Here is a 17,434-nt window from a genome sequence, read left to right as displayed (position 1 = left end):
AGATCCGCTACCCGACCGGGTAGCGGATCTCCAGCATCGTGCAGCCCTCCGCGGTGCTGTACGGGCCGTGGGGCATGCCGGGGTGTCTGGCGGCGTACTCCCCAGCGCCGAAGGTCTTGCCCAGGGTGAGATCTGTCAGCGAGCCCTCCAGCAGGTAGACCTCCTCGAAGTACTCGTGCCGGATCACCTCTTCGCCTGAGACCGTCCCCGGAGCCCAGCGGGCGATGCGGGTGAGATCGTTGTCGGGCCCCTCGCTCAGAATTCGCTGCGTGATCCCGCCGCCGGCGTCGGTCCACTCGACCCCGTCGACCGCGAAGAACTCGTGCTCGGCCTTCATCTCAGTCCCCTCCCTGCCTCAGCCCCATCTCAGTCCCACGCCTCGGCGAGCTGCTCCACGGCGTACTCGATCCTGCTGGTCAGCCCCCGCGGGTCGCTCAGCTCCACCCGCCACGCGTCGGCGAACTGGTCCACCCCGGCGATCATCGGAATCGTCCCACTCAGCAGCACGGTCCCGGGCCGCAGCAGCTCACCCAGCTCCTTCACCCAGTACGACGGCGGCAGCAGCTGCGCGAGAGTGCCGTCCTGGATCAGCTGCTCCTCGCCGCCGTGCCGCACCCACGCCTTCAGCGTGAACTCGTCCAGCTCACCCTCCACCGACGCCAGCGGCCACGCGACGTCGCCGAGCACGTCCGGCGCCGTCTGCTTGCTCCACGCGACCCCGTGCACCTCCAGCGCCCGATCCGTGTGGTCGCACGCCACCGCCAGCAGCAGGTCGTCCGGCCCGTCGCCGACCACCAGCGCCCACTCCGCCTCCCCCGACGTACGGGCGTGGGCGACCTGGATCACCTCCGGCCGACTGACGAGCGTCGCTGACAGCGGGTACAGCGTCGGGATCCGCCCCGGCGCCGGCACGCCCAGCTCAGCCAGCTCGTCGACGTGGTGCTGGACCTGCGTGGTGTCCCGCCCGGCGTACCCGGCGTTGAGCGCGTACCGCACCTCGATCTCCCGCACCGCCCCGTCCGGGAGCGTGAATCGCAGAACCTGAGCCATCAGAACCTCCTGTGAGCCTGCTACTCGGCGTGTCACTCGGCAGAAATCTCACACCACCGCTTGCGTGACACGTTGTATACGACGAGTATGGAGCATCGTCCCGAGGAGGTCCACCCGATGCCAACGCCCACTGGCCCAGTGCCCACCACGTCCGGTCCGCAGCCCGCGGCCGCGTCCCAGGGCGACCGCCGGAGTCTCTACAAGGCGTTCGCCGCGAGCCTGTCCGGCACGTCGCTGGAGTGGTACGACTTCGCCGTCTACAGCTCCGCCGCCGCGCTCGTCTTCGGCGACCTGTTCTTCCCCGGCAGCGACCCCCTGACCGGCACGCTCCAGGCGTTCGCCACGTACGCCGTGGGCTACGTCGCCCGCCCGCTCGGCGGCATCTTCTTCGGCCGCCTCGGCGACGTGATCGGCCGCAAGCGCGTGCTGGTCGCGACCCTGCTGCTGATCGGCGTCGCCACCTTCTTCATCGGGCTCCTGCCGACGCACGCCCAGGCCGGTGCGATCGCGCCGGCCCTGCTGGTCTTCCTGCGCTTCGTGCAGGGCGTCGGAGTCGGCGGCGAGTGGGGTGGAGCGGTCCTGCTCAGCAGCGAGTTCAGCCAGGCCGGTCAGCGCGGCTTCTGGGCGTCGGCCGCGCAGGTGGGACCTCCGCTGGGCACGCTGATGGCGAACGGCGTACTGGCTGTGCTGGCCGGCGCCCTCTCCGAGGACGCGTTCCTCAGCTGGGGCTGGCGGGTCGCGTTCCTGCTGTCCGCCGTACTGGTCGGGTTCGGTCTGCTGATCCGGACCAAGCTGGAGGAGACGCCGGTGTTCAAGGAGCTGGAGGCGCGCGGCGACCGGCCGACCGCACCGGTAACCGAGGTGTTCCGCACGCAGGGCCGCGGCCTGGTCGCGGCCATCCTGGCCCGGGTCGGGCCGGACGTGCTGTACGCGATGTTCGCCGTGTTCGTGCTGACGTACGCGACGCAGGAGCTCGACATGAGCCGCGGCCAGGCAGTCACCGCCGTACTGGTCGGCTCCGCGTTCCAGGTCGTGCTGATCCCGCTGTCGGGCTGGTTGTCCGACCGGTACGGCCGCCGCCTGATCTACGGGATCGGCGCGGTCGGCGGAGCCGTGTGGAGCGTGGTGTTCTTCGCCATCGCGTCGTCGCTGGCCACTGTGCTGCCTGGTGTAGTGATCGGGCTGGTGTTCCATTCACTGATGTACGGCCCGCAGGCGGCGTTCGTGTCCGAGCAGTTCACCGCCCGGCTGCGCTACACAGGCAGCTCGCTCGCGTACACCCTGGCCGGCGTCATCGGCGGAGCCCTGGCCCCGCTGGCGTTCACGTACTTCCTGGCCAAGGCCGGCACGGGCTACGTGATCGCGGCGTACATCGTGGTCGCCTGCCTGGTCACCCTGGTAGGCCTGCGCCTCGGCCGGGCTGTGCAGGACGACGTAGCGGCCAGCCCGCAAGACGCTGCAGCCACTGCATGAGTCAGGCCGCCGCTGCCCAGTACGGCGCGGCCGGGTCGTGCACCGCCCAGCCCTGCACGACCCGGCCCAGCACCGTCGAGCCCTGGACGGCTCGCCCCGGCATGACTCGGCGCAGCCCGGCCCAGCCCCGCGTGACTCGGCCCAGCACCGCCCAGCTCCGTAGAACCCGGCCTGGCACGCCCCGGCCCGACGACATCCCCAGCTACAGCAGCCAGCCAGTCGGCTCAGCCCTGCATGAGGATGCTGCCGGTGGTGTCGAGGTGGCGGAGGATCGCCGCCTCGGCAGCCGCCGTGTCGCCGGACGCCAGGCCGTCCACGATGGCCTGGTGCTCGGCCAGCACGTCCTGCCGCCGAGTGGCACTACGCCGAAGCGCCACAACCCCCAGCAGCACGTGCCGCGCCCGCAAGCTGTCGTACAGGCGACCGAGCACCGAGTTCCCCGCCGCCTCGATCAGCAGCGCGTGGAACTGGCTGTCCAGCTCGATGAACTCCTTGGCGTCACCGGACTCGACAATCGCCCGCTGCTGCTCCAGTACGGCGGACATCGGCGCGACCGGCGTCGTACCGGCCGCCAGGCAGGACGTCGCCGCCCAGCACTCGATCACCCCGCGCGCCTGCATCATCTCGGCGATCTCCCGCCCCGGCACCGGCGCGACGAACGCTCCCCGGTGCGGGACCAGTTGGACCAGGTCCTCCGCAGCCAGCATCAGCAATGCCTCACGCACCGGCGTCCGCGAGATCCCGACCTCGGTCGCGACCGCCTGCTCGTTGATGAACGTCCCGGACACCGCGGGATCGCTCAACACAGTCCCCCGCAGGTACTGGTAGGCACGATCGCGGCCAGAGTCCCCACTCAATTGCATACTCAATGTATACAGCCTAGGAGGGCTAATGACATCCCAGTCAACGCCACTGACCGCTAGCCGGCCTGGACCGCAGGGCGACGTGCCGTCGACGCTGCGGGTCGCCGCCGCCCAGATCCTGACCGGCGCAGACCCAGTCGCCAATCTAGCTCTAGCAACCGAAGCCGTACGCCGGGCCGCCAACGCCGGCGCCTCCCTGGTCGCTCTCCCAGAAGCCACGCTCGCGGCATTTGGCAGCGACCTCCGAGCAGTGGCCCAACCCCTCGACGGACCGTTCGCAACCGGCCTACGCAAGGTCGCAGAGGAAGCCGGCGTGGTCGTCATCGCCGGCCTGTTCGAGCCCTCGACCGACGGCCGCGTGCACAACACACTGCTCGCCACCGGCCCCGGCGTCGAGACGTCGTACCGCAAGATCCACCTGTACGACGCCTTCGGCTCACGAGAGTCCGATCTGGTTGCCCCCGGCAAGGATCTGGTGACCTTCGATCTTCAGGGCGTGACCGTCGGGCTGGCGACCTGCTACGACCTGCGCTTCGCCGACCAGTTCAGCGCACTGGGACGCCTCGGCGCACAACTGATCGTCGTACCGGCCTCATGGGGCGCCGGCCCCGGCAAGGAGGAACAGTGGGATCTGCTCACCCGAGCCCGCGCATCCGACGCCCAGTCCTGGCTCCTGGCATGCGACCAGGCATGGACTCCCCCAGCAGGAACCGACCCACTCGGCATCGGCCGCAGCGTCCTCGCCGACCCACTGGGCCGAGTCAACACCCGCCTGGGCTCCGAGACCGGCCTGCTACTAGGCACAGTCGACGTCAACCTCACCACCACCACGCGCCAGCGCGTGCCCATCCTCTGACCGACCCCGATCGCATCCAGCACACCGCGTTCGCGAGTCGCACACCAGCACCACAGCGCTCAGAGCTCTTGGGCCAGACTTTTAAGCCAGCCCGTTCTTCTTCTGGCGGGCGTTGTACTCACGCATCCGCGGCGGGTACCCCACGACGGCCGCGTCGTACGACGGGATGCCCAGCTTGTTCAGGAAGTTGTGCGCCCACTCGACCGAGGGCACCCGGCGACGGGTCCATTCACCGTCGACGGCGACCAGGAGCAGCGTGTACTCCGTCACCGCGGTGCGCGGCTCGACGAACCCCTCGACGCCCTGGCGCGTCTGGACGAACTCCCGCAGGTGCGCCTGGTCGGGGTTGTCCGACTTGCGCATCGTGCCCGGCCTCTGCCGGCGACCGAACCACTTCATGGACAAAGTGTCCCCTATTCGCGAGTGAACGTTGTGCACTCAAAGCGTACAAGTGTGCTGGTTGGAAGCGTTGTGGGTCGCCCTATCCTTCACAGCGGCCCCCGCCAGTGAGCCACCACTGACGAGGGCCTCGAACGGACACTGGAGGTCCGCCCGTGAGCCCATCCAACCAGAGCACTCCTGAGCAGGGACTGCCCGACTACGACTTCGAGACCGCCACCGAGACCGAGCGGTGGTGCTATGACCAGGGCTATGAGGCCGGCTGGAATGCGCGCCTGGACCCGTCCACGATGGACATGGCCGCCGTCGAGGCGGAGCTGCGGGTCTGCATCACCGCGCTCGAGCGCATCAAGACAGAGCGGTCGTGACCCGCCGGGAGCGGCTCGACCAGATCGAGCACGCCATCAACGAGGCACTCGACGAGATCCAGGCTCTCCGGGAGAGCCACGCGGAGGACCCGTCGTCAGCGGAATTCGCGGCAGCCGAGGCCGAACTTCGGCGCACCCTCTACGGCGTCCAATTGGCCGTGGATCAGCTGGACGCCCGTTACCCGGAGCAGCAGCAGTGATCGGCGAGGCGATCCGGATCTCGATGCCGTTGGTCGAGTGGGTCCTGATCACGGGCTTCGCGTTCGTCATCGGCTGCTGCGTCGGCTGGTGGGTCCGGGGCCGGTAGGCAGGTGCGAGGAATCTCGCACCTGTTGCAGATGCAACACCTGAAACGCAGCGCCCGCCGGGAGGGGTCCGGCGGGCGCTGCTGTCCGTGGGCTACCCGCCGATGAGGGGGGCGACCAACTGCCCGACCACTCCACCGCCGGCCGCGGCCAGACCGGCTGAGATCCAGACAGCTCGCTCCAGGCGCCGGATCCGGCCCTCGTGGTCCTGATGGCCGCCCGGGGTGTTGTCCTGCTCGAGCGCCCGGATGCGTCCCTCGTGGTCCGCCGACTGCTGCAGCGCCACGTCCTGCTTGGTCTCGATCCGGATCAGCCGCTCGATCACCGGACCCGGGTCACCTGCCTGAACGGTCATGTCAGTTGCCCACCCGTCGTACGCCCACCCGCGAGTACAGACCGGCGGTATCGCCCCGGAGGTTCAGGGCGCCGCCGCTGTTCTGGTGCGCCTGGAACTTGATCGTGCTGGCAGCCCCCAAGACGACCTCGTTGTAGATCTGCACCGTCGCTTGGTAGGTCGCCGTGGTGACGGTCGGAACCAGGATGTTCTGCCCGACCACGCCGTTGATCACGGGCCGGATGCCGCGGCTGCCTGTCGCGTTCGCGGTGTACGAGATGGACGCGAACACCAGGTAGCGGCCGGCGGGCGGCAGGGTCCAGGTCCCGCCCGAGTACGTGACGGTGTCGCTGTTGTCGACGCTCCACGACGTGATATCGGTCCACACGCCAGACGTTCCGGCGGCCACGTCGGCGTTCAGGTGCGCGTAGCTGTACGGGCCGGTGTCCAGGGCAAGGAAGTTGTCCCTGATGTGGGTGTTGAAGATCGCCGCAGTGGGCTGCTCGCCGGCAACCCAGGTGCGGGGCGGGGTCCAGGCCATCAGAGTTCCTCTCTAGAGCGCCAGGACGGCGCGACGCTTGAGTCGGACAACGGCTTGCAGGCCGTCGTCCTGAGCCTTCACAACACCGTTCACCGACCTGATCACCGTGAACGTCTGGATGGCGCCGGGAGTCGTGCCGGAGATCGCGGTCACTGTCATCTCCTCACCGGCCACCATGATCGAGATCGGCATCTGAGCAGGGTCGGTCGTCCACAACGTCACGCCGTCCTCGGTGCGGACCTGCATGCTGGTCGCGGTGGAGGAGATGTTGGACCACAGCTGCGTCGTGTCACCGGAGCCGAGACGGGTGCCCACGTCGGTCAGCTCGAACACCTCGTATCGGTCGGCCGGTGCGCACACGTAGGTGATGGTGTGCTCGACGGCGCCAATGGATTCCGAGTAGCCCTGGACCAGGAGACTGAGATCGTCGTAGATGTTCGCCGCTGCGGCTCCGTTGATCTCGATCCTGTCCCCGACGTCGACCGCCAACGCGTCCGCGATCAGCGGGGCGATGTCGGGCGCGGCGAGGTTGACCGTGATGGACGGGTAGCGGGCGGCGTCGAGGGTGCCGAGGTGCAGCAGCCAGCCGGCAACGGGCGGCAGCAGGTCGTCGGACTCGATATTGACGGTGACCTCATCCTTGTACCGGCCGACGCCCAGCGGCGGCGGCGCGATCGACAGAGGCCCGGTCTCCTGGAAGATCCGGTAGCTGTCGCCGCCGCGGCGTACCGCGGTGACGTCGTTGCGGGTGTTCTGGTCGTCGTCGACCGGCTCGAATGGGGTCGACACGTGGCCGCCGTCGAACTGCAACGTGAGTGCCGGGGTCTGGTTGTAGAGGCTTCCGTGTGTCCGGTACAGCAGGCCGAGTGCGTCGCGGGGCTCAGCGAGGGTGCCCATGTCGGCGCCCTCGGCGTCGCGCAGCTGCTTCAACTGGGCTTCGTTGTACTGCGGCCCCATCGGCATCGTGTCGGCCAAGGCACCGACGTTCTGCAACGAGATGTCAGCAAGGCCGAGAATCCGTTCGATCCGCTCGCCCGCGAGTTCGCCGGCGTACCCACGGGCGGCGTCGGTGACGTCAGCCGCTGAAGGCCACACCACCGACGCCGAGTCAGCGAACACGGCGACATGCGCGAGGGTGATCCAGGACTCCGCCGCGCTCGACCGGGCGTAGTCGAACCGGATCACTGACAGTCCTGACGACCGATAGCCCGACTGCGTCCCCGTCGAGATCTGCGCACCGTCGATCCAGACCGTGAACTTCGAGTCAGCTACACCGGTCGGTTCGACCTGGAACCGGACGTGATGCGGTAGGCCGTCGTTCAGCGCGGTGACGTCGTCCACGATCAGGAACCCGATAGGGCCGGTTGCCGGGTCGGTGAAGCCAACTTGCAGTTCGTCCGTCGAGCCGAACATGTACAGGGTCCACAGGCAGCCGGAGTAGTCCGGCATGATCATCTGGAACGAGCCCAGCGACGGGGCCTGGAACACGAAGTCGACAGCCCATTGAAGGTAGCCGTTGGCGACGTCCGCTCGGATCGGTGCACTGTCGGTGTGGAACAGCGCCATACCGGTGCCGAGGTAGTTGGTGTCGCTGCCGGCGGAGCCGGTCTCGGAGACCTCGAGTGGTTCGCCGTACCGGAACGACCCGGGGCCCTCGCTGTAGAGCCGGAAGCCCGTTGTCTGTTGTCCCCACACCGGAGCGATGTCGAGGCTGTACTGGGTCCCGACGCCACCGGACAGCGGCCAGTACCTGAACAGCCCTGCCGAGGGCTCCAGGAAGGCGCGCAGGCCCGTGGACGACGGCTCGTCGCCTTGGCCCAGGCGGCGCAGGATCCCGGCTGCCTCGATCGGGATCCACGCGTCGTTGCCGGACAGCTCGTAGCGGCCGGGGAACTCTGCCACCTCACCGTAGAACCGGTAGTTCGCGGCCCGGACCGATATGCCGATCAGTCCGTAGTGCGCGGACGAGGCGTTCCAGCCGACCGTGTAAGTGGTGGGAGGCAACGACGTCGGCCACCGCGATGACGCGACGGTCTCGTTGCCCACGTCCGTTTCGCCTGACTCGGTGAAGGAATTGCGCGGCGTGATCGTGGACCCGTCGTTCAGGTCGCTCAAGAGCGACCCGAACAGGCAAGATCTCTTGGTGGTAAGAAGGTTCCGCCCGGGGTTGGCACCCGGCGTCCCGCCGCTCTGGCCAATCACTGTCGCGTCCAGCTCCGCGCCACTGCCCCCGGTGACGGTGTGCACAGCGGCGTGCCGCAGGACCGTGGAGGCGGTGTCCACGACGACGGACTGTGGCCCTTCCGGCACGGGGCCGCTGAGGAAGTACACCGACCCGACAGCATTCAGGCTGCCGAGCGTGAAGCCAGCGAAGAGCTTGCGCGTCATCGTGACGCCGCCGTACTTCACAGAGAACAGGCTGGAGGACGTGGTGTTGACCTCCCACAGGATCAGCGCGACGCCTGTCGGTTTGCCGGCTGGCGTGTGGGTGAACGAAAGGTCGCCGGTGCCGCTGGACTGACTGAAGGCGTCGTACGTCGCGTCCGCCTCGATGACTACCCGGATCGGGGTGTTGCGGCCGATCTTGCCGTACAGATCCGACGTGGGGTTACGCGGCGAGTAGCGCCCACCGCGGTTGTTCAGGGTCAACGAGCACGCCGCCGGCGGGGCCTGCCCGGACTCGCCGGTCCTGCCCCTGGTGATCTCGATGCCACTGTCAACCCGTACATCGGACGTGATGTCCGTCCACGTCTCCGCGTCGGTTTGCAGCTCGACCCGGATGTCGCTCATCGGGGTCCCAGCACGGTCTGCACGACGCCGCCCTGGTTCCGGATCGACTTCCGCAGCACCTCGACCAGGAGGTCCCCGAGTTTCGATCCGTCGCCTGCGATGACGATCGTGCCGGCGCCGCCGGAGGCGTGGGCGGGGGTGATTCGCTCACCGGCCTGCAGCAGCGCGAGACCTTCCTGTCCGGGTGCCCCCGGCATGATGCCGCCGGTGTGGAAGCTGGGGATGCGGAACTCTCTGCCACCGAGACCGGGGATCCAGTCGGGGACCGAGAACCCCTTGCCGCCAACGGTGCTGTTCCAGGCGGACTTGATCCCGGAGAACGCTGAGGTGAATGGCCGTTTGATCGTGTTGGCGAGGCCACCGAAGAACCCCCCGATCTTGCCGGGGATGCCTTTGAACCAGTTCAGCATCGTCGTACCGGCCTTGGGGACGGCGCTCAGGTAGCCCCCAATCTTGCCGGGCAGTTCCTTGAACCAGCCGACCAGCCGCCCACCCGCGTCGGTCACCCCACGGAAGAAGCCGCTGATCTTGCCCGGTAACCCGGAGAACCAGCCGACGAGATCCTTGCCCTTGTCGATGACCCAGCCAAACGCCGTCTTGATGCCCTTCATCGCGCCGTCGACGATGGTCCGGAAGGTCTCGGACTTCTTGTAGGCGATGACGATTCCGGCGACCAGCAGCACCAGGGCAGTGACCACGAGCCCGATCGGGTTCATCCGCATGACAGCGTTCAGCGCCTTCTGCGCTCCGGCCATGGCGTTAATGATCCCGGTCTTGCCCATCGGGATCAGGAAGCTCGCCATGCCGCCCGCGAGGTCCGCCGCGCCCTGTCCGGCCATCACGAAGCCGTCGAACAGGTTGCCCTTGGCGATCTCCCCGACGCCGCCCATCAGGTCCTTGGTGCCGGTCAGGGTGTCGGAGAACCCCTGCGCCTTGCCCTCGGCGCCGTCCGCTGCTTCGCCGGCGCGGTCGAACGACGGGGCGGTGTCGCGGATCTTGCCGGACGCGTTGCCGACGTCGGTGTCCATCTGGCGGGCGGAGGAGCCGACCTTGTCGAACGCGGACTCCAGCTTGCTCGAGTCGCCCGCGAACGTCAGCGTGACCTGCGGCTTACCGGCCATCAGTCGACCTCGATCCCTGCCTGGCGGGCCACGTCCAGCAGTGCCTGCTCGACGAGCTCGGCGTAGCGCGCCCGGTTGTCGAAGTACGCGTCGTAGATGTACCGGCCGTGCTTGATGAACGGGCGGTTCACCGAGCGGTTCTTGCCGACCCGTCCGCCGAAGTCGAGCCACGGGTAGTACGGGACGCGCTTGGAGCCGCCGACGATGCGGGAGGCGGTGGCGGTCGAGCGGGACTTCACTGACGCCTTGGCCTTGCCGGACTTGGTGGGGATCTTCTGCCGGGCGTCGTTGACGACCACGTCAGCGCAGCCGTTGAACGCCACCCGTAGCGCCTTCGGGAGGTCACTGTCGAGCTTCTTCAGGTTCTTGGTGAACTCGGCGAGCCCCTCGACCTTGATCGCGTCCGTCATCCCTGCTCGCCTCCCTCAGCCTTCAGTCGTTCAAGCTCTTCCCTCTGTGCGATGCGGGCGTAGTAGATCCCCCACCGGACGAACTCGTCACTGCTCATCTGCTCCCGGAGCAGGCCCACCGTCATTCCCAGCTTCGTCGCCAGGTAGAACTCGAACTCCAGGTCCGGCGTCGTCTCGAAACGACACCACCGCCTCCTTCTCGCTGCCCTTCGCGAGACCCGACAGCTCCTGGATCTTGTTGACGACGGGCTCGATCTCGCCGGCCGGTGACACGGTCTGCCACTGGCCGACCTCGCGCTCGGTCAGCTCGGGCTCGACCATCCCGCAGGCGAGGATCAGGCGTTCGCTGGAGGCGGTGTCGCCGCGCTGCTGCACCCCGAACACCTCGCCGCGGGACAGGCCGCGTACCCGCACGGTCCCCATGCCCTCGACCTCGACCGTGCCCTCAGGCATCCCCGACGCCGTCGCGGCGCGGGGCGCCAGGAGCTTGTCCTTGTCCATGCCCATCACGCCGAGGTGGTGCTGACGACGGCATCCGAGATCTGCATCTCGCACGACCAGGTGACCATGTCGGCGACCGGGTTGGTCTCGACGTAGCCGGAGACGAGCACGTCCATCGTGTCGACCGGCTTGCCGGTGCCGGTGCCTTCGGGCTTGCGGACCAGTTCAACCACGGTCCCCAGCAGGGGGCGGATGATCGCCCGGGGGCCGGTGACTGCCGTGCTGTCGTAGATCCCGGACATGCTGGCCTTGCCGTCCAGCAGGCCACCCACGTAGACGTGGGCGGACTTGCCGTAGGTCGTCACGTCGTGGCTGTCGGCCGAGCGGTTCAGCTCGCTCGTGGTGGTGAACGCGGACAGGTCGTCCCCGTCCAGCGTGATGACTGTGTCCTTGCCGTGCTTGAACGCCATGGTCAGACTCCTTGTCCGGCTATGTCGAGGGTGAAGGTGGCGCCGAGGTACTCCACGGCGCCGATGCCGATGACGTCGAACGAGACCCCGGTGACGCGGACGGTGTCGAACGCGGTGTGGGCGCCGGCCTCGACAGCAGCCTTGATCGAGGTGGACCCGGATCCGTTGACGTACTTGGCGACGTTGTCGCGGGACGCCCGGTCGGACACCTTGCCGACCAGCACGATCACGGGCAGGTCGGAGATCCGGTCCATGCCCCGGCCGTAGGTCTCGTCGAAGGTGTAGGTGTCCGGGTAGGTGACGATCGCCGCGGGGGCAGCGATCTTGTTGGGCGGGTAGGCGTACACCCGCAGCCCGGTGATGGTGCGGACGCTGTCCGCGATCTCGTCCATGACGTCGCCGAGGTTCATACCGCAGCCCACCACCGCTGGTACGGACTCAGGACGACTGCGACGTCAGGGTCAACCTTGGCCAGCAGCCGCATCTCGGAGCCGATGTCCGGCGAACCGGCGACCCCGAACGCTGCGTCACGGCGGGCGAAGAACCGGGACGCCTGCAGGAGAGTCGCCTGCTGGACCGCGAGCGGGACGTCAGTCCAGCCCCAGCGGGCAGTGATGCTGATGCCGTCCTCGGTGCGAGTGCCGCCCTCGTTGAGGATGAGGGACGTCCAGGGCTTGCCCTTGACGTCGGCGTTGCTCGGCTGGAGCGAGTAGTCGGTGACAGCAGCGTCGCCGGTGATGGACAGTCCCGTGACCGTCATCAGGTCGTCGATGGCAACGACGTACCGGCCGCGACCTCGATCCCAGCTCGCCGTGTAGGTCCGTGCCTCGGGAATGTCGACCAGGCCGAACTGCCGGTTGCAGTGCTGGTCGACGGCGCGGGAGGCGGCAGGGATGGCCCAGGCGATCTGCATGTCGTCGACCGAGTCGCTGATGCGCAGGTACGCCTTCAGGTCCTCTTCCGTGACGTAGTCAGGTGCCCACATCTCTGCCGCCTCCTCCCGCTACTTCTTGGCCGTGGTCTTCACCGCGGGCTTGCTGTCCGCGGTCTGGACCTCGGGCTCGTCGACCTCGCCGGCGCGTGCGGCGAGCTCCTGGCGAAGCGTGGTGAGCTCCGCCTCCAGCTCGGCGCGACGCTCGCCCAGCTCCTTGATGGTTCGCTTGCTCATCTCAGAACCTCCGATCAGACCGCGTTGATGAGGACGCGGTAGGCGTTGGTGTCCTGCGGGACCCCGTCCGCCCGAGCCCACAGCGTGTACTCGACCTGCCCCTCGTTGGCCCGCGAGTACGGGTTCACGATCAGGGTCAGATCCTTGACGCGGCGGATGACGTAGCCGGCCTGCAGGTCGCCGAACACGCCCCACTTGTTCGTGCCACCGTCGGTGTAGGTGGCGAACGCCTGGTCGATGACGACCGGGTAGCCGAGCAGGGTCTTGTTCGTCGGCCCGCCGGAGATGCCGTCGTTCTGCATGTTCAGGAGCGGGCGTCCCTGGCCGTCGACCAGCGTCTCGATCTTCGCGAGCGTGGCGTCGTTGAACGCCCACTTCGCGTTCTCGCGGTACTCGGGGTCGACCTCGTGGACCGCCGCGACCAGCTCGGCGTAGGTGATGCCCGCCGAGGTGAACGCGGTACCGCTGGTGCCGGTCGTGATGCCGAACGGCAGGGTGGTGCCCGCGCCGCTGACCCAGTCCACGGCCTGCTTGCGAGCGATGCGCTCGCCCAGTTTGCGGGTGACCAGCGCCTCGATGTCGAACGCAGAGTCCTGGAGCAGCTCGACGGACACGCGCAGCGGGAGGTTCGAGGCACCCGGAGCGACGTACTTGAACGCGCCCAGCACCTTCTCGCCGAACACCAGGTCGGCGCCACCGCTGGCAGGGGCAGTGCCCTCAGCAGCGATCACACCGGAGTTCGCGGTGTCGTCGAGGGTCGGCCACCGCAGCGGCTCACCGCTCGAGGTGGAGATCTCCTCCACCGCGCCGGCCAGGCCACCGAACGCCTTGAGTCGCTCGGTCAGCTTGTCCCGCATCGAGTCGGGGACGGTGTACCCGCCGGCCGAGTCGGTGCCGACGCTCTGGGCGCGCAGCTCGACGATGTCGGAGTTCTGCTGTCCGGTGCGCAGGTAGTGGTTGAAGGCCCGCTCGAGGCTGTCCTCGGCCTTCTTCGAGGAGCCCGTGGCGAGGACGGGGGTGGTGGTCGGGGTCACGTACGCGGCCTGCCGGGAGCGGATCTCGACATCCTTGCGCTTGGCGGCGAGCTCGACTTCGAGCTTCTCGTACCGCTCGATCTCTTCGTCAGTCAGGGCCCGCTCGGTGCCATCGGGTGCGGTGGCCTGGTCGATGATCGCCTGTAGCGCGGCGAGCAGCTCTTCGATCGTCATCTGCTACCTCTCCTTGAGGTGACTCGCGCACGGGCGAGGATCAGCTGCGAGCGGCCGGACGGCTGCCCGAAGTCGTACGAGCGCAGCGCCACACCGGCGCCGCTGTATGCCGGGAAGGTCACCGGGGACACGTCCCTCAGGTACTTGATCCCGTTGATCGTGTGGATCTGCGAGCCGTCTGCGGCCCGCGTCCAGGTCGACTTGTCCAGGTCGGGGATGAACCCGAAGGACGCGCCGGTGATGTCGCCGCGGGCAAGCAGCACGCGGAGGTCATTGGCATAGCTGGTGTCCGGCAGGTCGTTCTCGAATGCCAAACCCTCGCTGTCGGCGCGGACCCGCAGCGTGCCGGCCGACTGGCGGCCCAGCAGGTACTGCGGATCGTGGTTCCACAGCGAGGTGACGTCGGAGTCGGGGAGCTTGAGCACGTCCTCGAAGGCACGCTCCGACAGCTGCTCGTAGCCGTTGCCGACCTTGGCCATCTGGCCGAACACGGCGGCATGCCCGACGAGGGTGTTGCCGTCGAGCTGGGCGCGGCACTGGACGCTGTACCGGGTCAGGTTGGTCACGTCGGTACCTCTTCGGTTGCCGGGGGCGTAGCGACGCCCTCAGGGGCCGCGACGGTGTCGCCGTTCGGGACGGGCGGAAGGTTGCGGATGGCCCGTGCCTCGTTGAGCGTCAGCAGCCCGCCCTTGACCTGCTCGATCAGCAGGCGGATCTCGTCGGTCGGGTTGGCCCGCTCGAGGCCGGCGAAGTCGAACTCTGCGAACTGGTTCTTGGACAGCAGCCGGGACAGCCGCTGTTCGACGCGCTGACCCCACGGGGAGAGCACGGTGCGGGCCAGGCCGCGCTGCTGCGACTCGATGCCGGTACCCCAGGACGTCTGCTTCTCGGTCTGCATCAGCTCGAACGGTGGGATGCCGTACCAGCGGGCGATCTCCTCGATCTGGAACTGCCGCGACTGGAGGAACTGGGCGTCCTCGTTGCTGGTGGACCACTGCGTGAACTTGAGCTTGCGGTTGATGACCGCGATGGTTCCGGCGTTCTCGGTGCCGGTCAGCTTCCCCTGCAGGTCCGCCTTGATCTGCTTGGCGTCGTCCTCGGTGATGTCGTCCTCGGGAGTGACCATGCCCGCGATAAGGGGCCCGCTGCCGAACATGTTCGCCGCGGCACGGTCGCCGGCGATCGTGGTGCCGAGCGACAGGCGCGCCACCGTGATGGGCGAGAGCCCCTTCAGCCCGTCGAGCGACAGGGCCATCACCTGGGTCATCTCGTCCTGCGTGAACGTACGGGTCGTGCCGTCGTCGAGGCTGACCTTGAACACCTTGCGACCGGTCAGCTTGTCGTTGGAGTCCTTCTCCCACTGCGGGTCAACTGCCAGCGGGTGCATCGGGACAAGGGCGACCAGGGCGCCGCCGCCGTTCCACACGTGTGCGAGGTAGGCGTTGCCGTGGATGACCAGGTGCGCGAGCACCATCTCGACCCACTCGAACGGCGTAGGCCCGTCAGGGCCGCCAGGGTTGTCGAGGAACGACGGCACCTGGTCACGTACGCCGGCCTTGTCGCGCAGGGTCCGAAGTGGGACCGAGGCGATGGTGCTGGAGATCAGCGAGACGGACCGCCAGACAGCCGACAGGCCAAGCGCGGTGGTCTCGTTCACGGGGACGCCGGACAGGTTCTGCGGGCCGACATTGAAGAACGCAGCCATCGCGGGATCACTGATCGACCAGGAGGACCGCTCCTCCACCTCACGCGACCACGGCCACTTCATGCTGTGAGTGTAACCCTCATTTACAACTTGAGGGTTACTCTCGTGGTATGGGGCTTGAGGATGTCGTGCGCAAGGCAGCCGCTGCGGTCGACGGTGCGGACCTGGCGGCCGTCGAGTTGGCCGCCACGTACGGCGCTGCGATCGACGACGGGGGCGACGTCGACAAGACCGGCCCTCTCCTGCTGGCCGCCCTCGAGTCCCTGCTGATGACCCCCCGCGCTCGTGCGGCGACCGCGAAGGGAGGCGACCGTGACGGCAGAGGTAGCAACCCACTCGACGAGCTCCGAGCCCGGCGTGGTGCTCGGGTCAACAACCCCCCGGCTGTGGACTCCGCCGCTACGTGAGCTGACCCCAGAGACGTCGTGGGGCTTCGACTTCAACGACTTCTGCCGTGACGTACTCGGTGAGCCGAACGACCCCTGGCAGGAGTGGCTGTCGATCCATGCCGGCGAACTCCTCGAGGACGGTAGGCCCCGGTTCCGTACTGTGCTGATCCTCATCGCCCGCCAGCAGGGCAAGACCACGTGGGCGCGCAAGCTCGTCCTGTTCTGGCTGTTCGTGATCCAGGTCGGGATGGTGCTCGGCACCTCCACCGACCGGCAGTACGCGAAGGCCAGTTGGCAGGCGGTGTGCGACATGGCCGAGGCCAACGAGTACCTGGCCGAGGAGATGCCCGCCAATCCGGTGCGCAAGACCATCGGCGAGGAGATGCTCACCACGAGGTGGGGCAGTCAGTACAAGTTCGCCGCGAGCAACAAGCGCGCCGGCAGATCACTGACCATCGACCGGCTGCTGCTCGACGAGCTCCGCGAGCACAACAGCTTCGACACCTGGAACGCCGCCGTCAACGCGATGAACGCCGTCTGGGATGCGCAGGTCGTGGCCATCAGCAACCAGGGTGACCACAGTGCGATCGTGCTGGACTCGCTGCGACTGCCCGCCATCACCTACATCGAGACAGGCAAGGGAGACCCGCGCCTCGGGCTGTTCGAGTGGAGCGCCCCACAGGGCAGTGACCCCACCGACCTGCACGCGCTGGCGATGGCCTGCCCCGACCTCGGACGGCGTACCGATCCCGACGTGCTGATGGCCGCGGCGATGAAGGCCAAGGCTGCCGGCGGCGAGGAACTGACCGGCTTCAAGACCGAAGTGATGTGCATGCGGGTGGCTCTGCTCGATCCCGCCATCGACCCCACCAAGTGGGAAGAGGCAGGCGCCGACTCCCCGATCGACCTGGCCGACCACCGCGACCGTACGGCCCTGTGTCTGGACGTGTCCCTCGATGGCAGCCATGCAACCCTGGTCGCCGCTGCGTTGATCGACGGGAAGATCCACACTGAGGTCGTCGAGCAGTGGGACGGGTTCGGCTGCACCCAGCAGGTACGGCGCGAGCTGCCCGGCCTCGTCCGCAAGATCCGCCCGCGCACCCTCGGGTGGTTCCCCCAGGGACCCGCCGCAGCGATCGCTGCCGACCTGGCGACCAAGCGGAGAGGCTCCGGGGACTGGTGGCCGCCGCCGCGGGTCACAGTCGACGCGCTGACGGCCGAGACGGATCAGGTGTGCATGGGCCTGCAGGATCTCGTCGTCGCCGGCGAGGTGGTCCACCCGAAGGACCCGATGCTCGACCAGCACGTAGGGGCGGCGCAGAAGCTGATCCGCGGCGACCGGTGGGTCTTCACGCGCAAGGGCACCGGCCCCATCGACGGGGCGTACGCGGTAGCCGGGGCAGTCCACCTAGCTAGGACCCTCCCGCCGCCTCTGAGCCCCGTCACGGTCGCCTGAGCCGCACACAAAAAAGACAGGTACAGCGGGTGTAGGAGGGGTGGCTCTCCGAACTTTTTCGAGTCACCATCGGCTGACTCGTCGGTG

At 68.0% G+C, this 17,434-nt stretch carries 24 protein-coding genes; 6 read left to right on the top strand and 18 right to left on the bottom strand.

All coding sequences use genetic code 11. The annotated features are described in order from the left end of the window. Positions 1-7: 7 nt before the first annotated feature. Together ACLQ2O_RS29685 and ACLQ2O_RS29680 are read right to left on the bottom strand one after the other, a co-directional pair. On the bottom strand, positions 8-337 hold the full coding sequence (locus ACLQ2O_RS29685; RefSeq protein WP_425837665.1) for a cupin domain-containing protein: 330 nt from the start codon (positions 335-337) through the stop codon (positions 8-10). Between the two features lie 29 nt (positions 338-366). Beyond that, positions 367-1,050: a DUF2848 domain-containing protein gene (locus tag ACLQ2O_RS29680; RefSeq protein ID WP_425837662.1), complete on the bottom strand. Its 684-nt coding sequence runs from the start codon at positions 1,048-1,050 to the stop codon at positions 367-369. Between the two features lie 138 nt (positions 1,051-1,188). Here ACLQ2O_RS29680 and ACLQ2O_RS29675 point away from each other — a divergent pair, with 138 nt between their 5' ends. Continuing rightward, positions 1,189-2,523 (top strand): MFS transporter, encoded by a 1,335-nt coding sequence (locus ACLQ2O_RS29675; RefSeq protein WP_425837659.1) that lies wholly within the window; start codon positions 1,189-1,191, stop codon positions 2,521-2,523. Between the two features lies 1 nt (position 2,524). Here ACLQ2O_RS29675 and ACLQ2O_RS29670 read toward each other — a convergent pair whose 3' ends face one another. Beyond that, the gene (locus ACLQ2O_RS29670; protein ID WP_425837656.1) at positions 2,525-2,671 is read right to left on the bottom strand and encodes a hypothetical protein; all 147 of its coding nucleotides are present in this window, start codon (positions 2,669-2,671) and stop codon (positions 2,525-2,527) included. A 76-nt stretch (positions 2,672-2,747) separates the two neighbouring features. After that, positions 2,748-3,386 (bottom strand): GntR family transcriptional regulator, encoded by a 639-nt coding sequence (locus tag ACLQ2O_RS29665; protein ID WP_425837838.1) that lies wholly within the window; start codon positions 3,384-3,386, stop codon positions 2,748-2,750. Positions 3,387-3,414: 28 nt separating this feature from the next. Between ACLQ2O_RS29665 and ACLQ2O_RS29660 the strand changes: the two genes are divergently transcribed. After that, positions 3,415-4,242 carry a carbon-nitrogen hydrolase family protein gene (locus ACLQ2O_RS29660; RefSeq protein WP_425837653.1) on the top strand — a complete coding sequence of 276 codons (828 nt, stop codon included), beginning with the start codon at positions 3,415-3,417 and terminating at the stop codon, positions 4,240-4,242. An 81-nt stretch (positions 4,243-4,323) separates the two neighbouring features. Here the strand turns inward: ACLQ2O_RS29660 and ACLQ2O_RS29655 are convergent, their stop codons facing one another. Next, positions 4,324-4,641 carry a hypothetical protein gene (locus ACLQ2O_RS29655; protein ID WP_425837650.1) on the bottom strand — a complete coding sequence of 106 codons (318 nt, stop codon included), beginning with the start codon at positions 4,639-4,641 and terminating at the stop codon, positions 4,324-4,326. Positions 4,642-4,796: 155 nt separating this feature from the next. Here ACLQ2O_RS29655 and ACLQ2O_RS29650 point away from each other — a divergent pair, with 155 nt between their 5' ends. Together ACLQ2O_RS29650 and ACLQ2O_RS29645 are read left to right on the top strand one after the other, a co-directional pair. Next, positions 4,797-5,009 carry a hypothetical protein gene (locus ACLQ2O_RS29650; protein WP_425837647.1) on the top strand — a complete coding sequence of 71 codons (213 nt, stop codon included), beginning with the start codon at positions 4,797-4,799 and terminating at the stop codon, positions 5,007-5,009. Continuing rightward, positions 5,006-5,209 carry a hypothetical protein gene (locus tag ACLQ2O_RS29645; protein ID WP_425837645.1) on the top strand — a complete coding sequence of 68 codons (204 nt, stop codon included), beginning with the start codon at positions 5,006-5,008 and terminating at the stop codon, positions 5,207-5,209. The genes ACLQ2O_RS29650 and ACLQ2O_RS29645 overlap by 4 nt, the downstream gene beginning before the upstream one ends. Before the next feature lie 199 nt (positions 5,210-5,408). Here ACLQ2O_RS29645 and ACLQ2O_RS29640 read toward each other — a convergent pair whose 3' ends face one another. The 13 genes from ACLQ2O_RS29640 to ACLQ2O_RS29580 form a co-directional block, all read right to left on the bottom strand. Then, entirely contained in the window at positions 5,409-5,669 is a 261-nt protein-coding gene (locus ACLQ2O_RS29640; protein ID WP_425837642.1) for a hypothetical protein, read from the bottom strand. Between the two features lies 1 nt (position 5,670). Then, positions 5,671-6,189: a hypothetical protein gene (locus ACLQ2O_RS29635; RefSeq protein WP_425837639.1), complete on the bottom strand. Its 519-nt coding sequence runs from the start codon at positions 6,187-6,189 to the stop codon at positions 5,671-5,673. A gap of 12 nt (positions 6,190-6,201) precedes the next feature. Continuing rightward, positions 6,202-8,979 (bottom strand): hypothetical protein, encoded by a 2,778-nt coding sequence (locus ACLQ2O_RS29630; protein WP_425837636.1) that lies wholly within the window; start codon positions 8,977-8,979, stop codon positions 6,202-6,204. Continuing rightward, positions 8,976-10,100 carry a hypothetical protein gene (locus tag ACLQ2O_RS29625; RefSeq protein ID WP_425837633.1) on the bottom strand — a complete coding sequence of 375 codons (1,125 nt, stop codon included), beginning with the start codon at positions 10,098-10,100 and terminating at the stop codon, positions 8,976-8,978. The genes ACLQ2O_RS29630 and ACLQ2O_RS29625 overlap by 4 nt, the downstream gene beginning before the upstream one ends. Further along, positions 10,100-10,510 carry an HK97 gp10 family phage protein gene (locus tag ACLQ2O_RS29620; protein WP_425837630.1) on the bottom strand — a complete coding sequence of 137 codons (411 nt, stop codon included), beginning with the start codon at positions 10,508-10,510 and terminating at the stop codon, positions 10,100-10,102. The genes ACLQ2O_RS29625 and ACLQ2O_RS29620 overlap by 1 nt, the downstream gene beginning before the upstream one ends. Before the next feature lie 87 nt (positions 10,511-10,597). After that, positions 10,598-11,065, bottom strand: coding sequence for a hypothetical protein (locus ACLQ2O_RS29615; protein WP_425837628.1), 468 nt, complete (start codon positions 11,063-11,065; stop codon positions 10,598-10,600). After that, positions 11,017-11,421, bottom strand: a complete 405-nt coding sequence (locus ACLQ2O_RS29610) for a hypothetical protein (protein ID WP_425837625.1) — start codon at positions 11,419-11,421, stop codon at positions 11,017-11,019. The genes ACLQ2O_RS29615 and ACLQ2O_RS29610 overlap by 49 nt, the downstream gene beginning before the upstream one ends. Positions 11,422-11,423: 2 nt before the next feature. Then, positions 11,424-11,831, bottom strand: coding sequence for a hypothetical protein (locus ACLQ2O_RS29605; protein WP_425837622.1), 408 nt, complete (start codon positions 11,829-11,831; stop codon positions 11,424-11,426). Further along, positions 11,828-12,406, bottom strand: coding sequence for a phage gp6-like head-tail connector protein (locus ACLQ2O_RS29600; protein WP_425837620.1), 579 nt, complete (start codon positions 12,404-12,406; stop codon positions 11,828-11,830). The genes ACLQ2O_RS29605 and ACLQ2O_RS29600 overlap by 4 nt, the downstream gene beginning before the upstream one ends. 18 nt (positions 12,407-12,424) lie before the next feature. Continuing rightward, positions 12,425-12,589, bottom strand: coding sequence for a hypothetical protein (locus ACLQ2O_RS29595; protein ID WP_425837617.1), 165 nt, complete (start codon positions 12,587-12,589; stop codon positions 12,425-12,427). A gap of 14 nt (positions 12,590-12,603) precedes the next feature. After that, positions 12,604-13,797 carry a phage major capsid protein gene (locus ACLQ2O_RS29590; protein WP_425837614.1) on the bottom strand — a complete coding sequence of 398 codons (1,194 nt, stop codon included), beginning with the start codon at positions 13,795-13,797 and terminating at the stop codon, positions 12,604-12,606. Beyond that, positions 13,794-14,363, bottom strand: coding sequence for an HK97 family phage prohead protease (locus tag ACLQ2O_RS29585; protein WP_425837612.1), 570 nt, complete (start codon positions 14,361-14,363; stop codon positions 13,794-13,796). Before ACLQ2O_RS29585 ends, ACLQ2O_RS29590 begins: the two co-directional genes overlap by 4 nt. Beyond that, complete coding sequence (locus ACLQ2O_RS29580; RefSeq protein WP_425837609.1) at positions 14,360-15,565, bottom strand: phage portal protein; 1,206 nt, start codon at positions 15,563-15,565, stop codon at positions 14,360-14,362. The genes ACLQ2O_RS29585 and ACLQ2O_RS29580 overlap by 4 nt, the downstream gene beginning before the upstream one ends. A gap of 47 nt (positions 15,566-15,612) precedes the next feature. Between ACLQ2O_RS29580 and ACLQ2O_RS29575 the strand changes: the two genes are divergently transcribed. Together ACLQ2O_RS29575 and ACLQ2O_RS29570 are read left to right on the top strand one after the other, a co-directional pair. Continuing rightward, a complete protein-coding gene (locus ACLQ2O_RS29575) occupies positions 15,613-15,909 on the top strand; it encodes a hypothetical protein (protein ID WP_425837606.1) in 297 nt (98 codons plus the stop codon). Continuing rightward, positions 15,815-17,347 carry a hypothetical protein gene (locus ACLQ2O_RS29570; protein WP_425837603.1) on the top strand — a complete coding sequence of 511 codons (1,533 nt, stop codon included), beginning with the start codon at positions 15,815-15,817 and terminating at the stop codon, positions 17,345-17,347. The genes ACLQ2O_RS29575 and ACLQ2O_RS29570 overlap by 95 nt, the downstream gene beginning before the upstream one ends. Positions 17,348-17,434: the final 87 nt, after the last annotated feature.

Origin of the sequence: Kribbella sp. DT2, from assembly GCF_049844575.1 — a bacterium.
Taxonomy (GTDB): Bacteria; Actinomycetota; Actinomycetes; order Propionibacteriales; family Kribbellaceae; genus Kribbella.
Note: the sequence above shows the minus strand (reverse complement) of the source record. Positions and strands in the feature narration are given on the sequence as shown.